At 73.3% G+C, this 4,603-nt stretch carries 6 protein-coding genes; 2 read left to right on the top strand and 4 right to left on the bottom strand.

What is annotated here, in order from left to right:
• Positions 1-168 precede the first annotated feature (168 nt).
• From ND748_RS25785 to ND748_RS25800, 4 genes are read right to left on the bottom strand one after another with little or no spacing between them, the layout of a single operon-like run.
• On the bottom strand, positions 169-906 hold the full coding sequence (locus ND748_RS25785; RefSeq protein ID WP_251748696.1) for a DUF2993 domain-containing protein: 738 nt from the start codon (positions 904-906) through the stop codon (positions 169-171).
• Positions 903-1,874, bottom strand: coding sequence for a hypothetical protein (locus ND748_RS25790; protein WP_251748697.1), 972 nt, complete (start codon positions 1,872-1,874; stop codon positions 903-905). Before ND748_RS25790 ends, ND748_RS25785 begins: the two co-directional genes overlap by 4 nt.
• 58 nt (positions 1,875-1,932) lie before the next feature.
• The gene (locus ND748_RS25795; RefSeq protein WP_374216037.1) at positions 1,933-2,220 is read right to left on the bottom strand and encodes a MoaD/ThiS family protein; all 288 of its coding nucleotides are present in this window, start codon (positions 2,218-2,220) and stop codon (positions 1,933-1,935) included.
• Between the two features lie 53 nt (positions 2,221-2,273).
• The gene (locus tag ND748_RS25800) at positions 2,274-3,032 is read right to left on the bottom strand and encodes an alpha/beta fold hydrolase (protein ID WP_308205727.1); all 759 of its coding nucleotides are present in this window, start codon (positions 3,030-3,032) and stop codon (positions 2,274-2,276) included.
• 247 nt (positions 3,033-3,279) lie between these two features.
• Between ND748_RS25800 and ND748_RS25805 the strand changes: the two genes are divergently transcribed.
• Positions 3,280-4,032 carry a response regulator transcription factor gene (locus ND748_RS25805; RefSeq protein ID WP_251748702.1) on the top strand — a complete coding sequence of 251 codons (753 nt, stop codon included), beginning with the start codon at positions 3,280-3,282 and terminating at the stop codon, positions 4,030-4,032.
• Between the two features lie 189 nt (positions 4,033-4,221).
• On the top strand, positions 4,222-4,603 hold a 382-nt coding region (locus ND748_RS25810; RefSeq protein ID WP_251748704.1), incomplete at its 3' end, for a GNAT family N-acetyltransferase.

A 4,603-nucleotide genomic window follows, 5' to 3' on the forward strand; every position in this document is an offset into this window, starting at 1 on the left:
GGACGGGCGGAACCGCCCGTCCCGCGCGCGCATCGCCGTACCCAGCGCCACCGCCACCACGACGGCCCCGACCAGTACCCAGAGTCCCGTCACAGCTCTTACAGCATCCCCGCGGCAGCCGCTCTTCCCGAGCTGGCGCACCTTCTCGGGCCGGCACCATCCGGCGGGTCAGCGGCCCGCGGTAGCGGCGTCGGCGTCGAGTACGACGCCGCGGCCGTCGGCGGCGAAGGCGATGCGATCACCCGCGACCGTCGCCGAGGTCAGCCGGATGTTGAACGGCAGGCCGGCGACCGGCACGTGCACCGTGAGCAGCTCGGTGGCGGCCTGGCTCAGCGCGGGCGGCAGGATCGCGCCGACCGATCCGGCCAGCTCGCGGGGAGTGAACGTGACCGCGGCGGGCTGGACCCCGATGTCCGCGGTCCCGGACACGGGGTAGGCGGTCCCCAGGACCTGCACTGATCCCGCCACCCGGATCGCCTGCCCGGCCGGGCTGACGGTGATGGCCGAGCCCTGGCCGCGCAGGTAGGCGTTGACGTCGGCGAACGTCATCTCCACCCGGGCGGCGAGCCGGTCCACCGGGATCCGCCGCACGTCGCCGCGGACGACGTCGGCGAGGGGAACCCGCACGCCCGCGAGATCCGCGTGCACCCGGTCCACGCGGACGTCCTGCTCGACCCGACCGCGCACGTCCACCCGCACGTCCCGGTAGTTCCCGGCGACGACCTGGGTGAGGAACGGGAAACCACCGAGCGACACCGAGGGACGCGACGGCAGGTGCTCGGCCCGCTGCGCCTGCGTGGCGATCTGGCCGGCGACGACGCGTGCGGCAACCCGATCCACGACGACGAGCACGATCAGCAGGACGACCACGACCACGGCCGTGATGCGCAGACCGCGGCCCCTCATCGGGGCAGGTGCCGTCCGACCAGGTAGACCAGGGGGGCCGCGCACGCCAGCGGCAGGATCGCGGCGAGCAGGACATCCGCCGCCGACTGACCCGCCGTCACGTCCGCCTGGGCCGCGGGCGAGCCGGCCTCATGGGCGCGGGCGAGCACCAGATCGACCAGCCCGGCGACGGCGGCACCTGACGCGGCCGTCGCGAGCGCGGCGTTCAGCGTCAGGTCGTCGGGGCCCAGCGCACCGAGGATCGCACCCGCCGCCACCGCGACCACCACACCCAGCAGATCGGCCGGCACTGCCCCCAGGCCGGCCCAGCCGAGCAGCCGAGCGGCCACGACGGCGCTGCCCGCACCCAGCAGGCCGGCGATCACCAGCAGATCGGCCGGATGCTGCGCGCCGTGCCCCGCCCGCAGCGCGAGGTACCCCGCGAACAGGGCCACGAGGATGATCCCGCTCAGCGCGGTGGCCAGTTCGGCGCTCACCCGAGCCGCGGGAACCGGCGGCGCGACGGTGTCCGAACGGCCCGCCGGGTCCGCCTCGGCGCCGACGCGCGCAACGGCGGGGGGGCGCGCAACGGCGGGGGCGCGCAGCGTCAGGGCTCGACGTAGACCGAGCTGGTAGAGCACCACGACCGCGACAGCGGCCCCGACGACGCCGGCCACCGAACCATAGGAGTGCCGGTCGGAGACCAGCAGGACGACGTCGGCGAGCACCGCCCCCGCCGCGACCAGCGGGATCGTGCCTGCGGAGGCACGCAGCGCACGGCCCCAGGCCCACGCGAACGCGACCTGCTCGACGGCTAGCACGACCGCGAGCACCCACGTGGCCAGCGCCGCCGCGCCGACGGCCAGGCCCATCGCGACCAGCGCGGCGAGGGGCGCACCGAGCAGCGCCCGCCGGGGCGGTGCGGCGGCCCGCAGGACCGGCTGTCCCGACAGCACGCCGCGGGACAGCCCGGGATCGCCAGCGCTCACGCCGACATGCTGCCATGCCCCGTCCACCGACCCGGCGCCGCACCGGCCGAGAGCCAGCTCAACCGCCGGCGAACGGCGGCAGGGCCTCCACGACCGCCCCGTCGCGCAGGACGACCCCGGCTGGGTCGCGCCGACCCACCGGCTGGTCGTCCACCAGGTAGGAGCAGCGTCGCAGCAGCGCGGGCAGGTCTCCCCCGTGGCGGGCCGCGACGATCGTGAACAGCGCCGCCAGCGTGTCCGCCTCGACCGTCTCCTCGCGCACCCCCGCCGCGTCCCGAGCGGCGGCCCAGTAACGGACGGTGACCCGCGCGCCCGGCACGACCGATGCACCCGGCACGGGCGGCACGTCTGGCACGACCGTTGCACCCGGCATGGGCGGCCTTGGGTCGGGGGCCGCTGTCATCGGGTCCGCACCACCGCGCCGCCGCCGTGCACGCCGCCGGCCGTCTCCTCCGGCCGGCCGGGGCCGGCTGTCGCGAGGCTCGCCAGGTGCGCGCCGATGCGGTCGAGCAGGCCTCGGGAGAGCCCGGCCTCGGCGTGGCCGAACTCGGGCACCAGCCACATCTCGGCCGTGTCCCCGGCAGCCGCGGCGAGCGCGCGCGGATGCTCCAGGGTGAAATACCGGTCACGATGCCCGTGAACGATCAGCAAAGGCATCGGCGCAATGGTGCCGACGATCTCAACCGGTGTGGCGGGAATTGGCACGAAAGCGCGGGCGTCGATACGGACTCGTAACGCACCCCGTGCCACCATCCGGCCAGTGGCATGCTCGGCGAGCCAGTGGATCCGCCGCATCGGCGCGGTGTCACGGACGAACCATCTACTGGTGGCGCTCACGCTGACGACCGCATCCGGGGGATAGCGCAGGCGCAAGTCGTGACTCAGCGTACGATTTTTGGCCAATCCGGCATGACGGAGGACCGCCGCCCCGCCCATGGACCATCCCATGGTGATAACGCGCTGGTAGCCGAGCCGGCGAGCCTCGCCGACGCCGGCATCGACGTCGAAGACCTCACGATCACCAAACGTGCATGATCCACTGGAGCGACCATGACCCCGCAGGTCCATGACCAGCACTCCGGCATATTTTCGTAACCCGGCTGCCACATTTTGTAACGCCGGATGCGCCATCGAACAGGAGAAGCCGTGAGCGATCACAACCGCCAGGTCCCGCGACTCTCCGTGCACAACCCCGCTTCTTTGATCATGGTTCGTGGCCAGAATCTCAGAATCAGCGGTAGGCAGTAGCCCGTAGACGGTAGGAGCCGAGTAGGACACTCCGCTATCCTCCCCACATACCGGCCTTCGTTTCATGCCCATGACGGTCGTGAGACACCCAGGGCCGGGCATCGAGTTACTCACCGGGTCGACGCTGCCCCACCACACACCACCTGGAGGAGTCGTCTTGAGCGTCGTCCTTTTGCTCACCAACGCCCCCGGTCCCTCCGCCGAGTCGTTTCCGTCCCTTGGTCTACTCACCCACACGGTACGGGTCGCCCCGCTGGAGGCGAGTGCTCTCTTGGACGCTCCGCCCGTGGACGTGATCGTGGTGGACGGACGCCGGGAACTCGTCATTGCTCGTGGCCTGTGCAGGCTGCTGCGCACGACCGGCCTCACGACGCCGCTGCTGGCGCTGGTGACCGAGGGCGGGCTGGCCGCGGTGTCCGCGGACTGGGGAGTCGACGACGTCGTCCTCGACTCCGCCGGTCCCGCGGAGGTCGAGGCCCGGTTGCGACTGGCCATCGGTCGAGTCGCTGCCGCCGGCGGCACGGCCGAGGCCGGTGTCATCCGGTCCGGCGACCTGTCGGTCGACGAGACCACCTACTCGGCCAAGCTGCGGGGCCGCCCGCTCGAGCTCACCTTCAAGGAGTTCGAGCTGCTCAAGTACCTGGCGCAGCACCCCGGCCGGGTCTTCACCCGGGCGCAGCTGCTCCAGGAGGTGTGGGGCTACGACTACTACGGCGGCACCCGGACCGTGGACGTCCACGTCCGCCGGCTGCGGGCGAAGCTCGGCCCCGAGCACGAGGCGATGATCGGCACGGTCCGGCACGTCGGCTACAAGTTCGTGGCGCCGCCGATCGCACCGCTGCCGGAGAACGCCTCCGGGCCGACCACCCGCGTCGACCGCGACGACGCCCGCACGCCCGAGCGGGTCTAGCCCGAGCGGGTCCAGACCGAGCGGGTCCAGACCGAGCCGGTCCAGCACCGGCGGGCGGCGCCGATCGCAGGGCGGCGCGACCGGCCTGACGATGCCGGGTGGGAGATGTCCACGTCTCCCGCCCTGCATCGTCGAGTCGGAGCGACAGATCGCGGGACAGCCATGGCCGAGGGCCCATACGGTCATCCGGTGACCGCCTCCCTGACCTGGCAGCCAACCCTCAGCGGCGCGGACGTGGACGACATCGCGAGCCTGCTCGCCGCCGCCGAACGGGCGGACGGCACCGGGCCGGTGTCGGAGGACGTCCGGCTGACCCTGCGCCCCGACCAGCAGGTTGGGGCGGGTCGTCACCTGCTCGCCGTGGCCGCGGCCGGTGTCGAGGCGCCGGGCCCACGCCGCCCGATCGTCGGCTACGCACATCTCGGCGGCGCGCACGACAGCCGTCAGGCCGAGGTCGTGGTCCATCCCGGGCATCGCGGCCAGGGGATCGGCCGCGCCTTGGCCACCGCGCTGACCGAGGCGCTCGGCGACCCGCCGGCCCGGCTCGACGTGTGGGCGCACGGGGATCTCC

Source organism: Frankia sp. AiPs1 (assembly GCF_023716945.1).
Classification (GTDB): Bacteria; Actinomycetota; Actinomycetes; order Frankiales; family Frankiaceae; genus Frankia.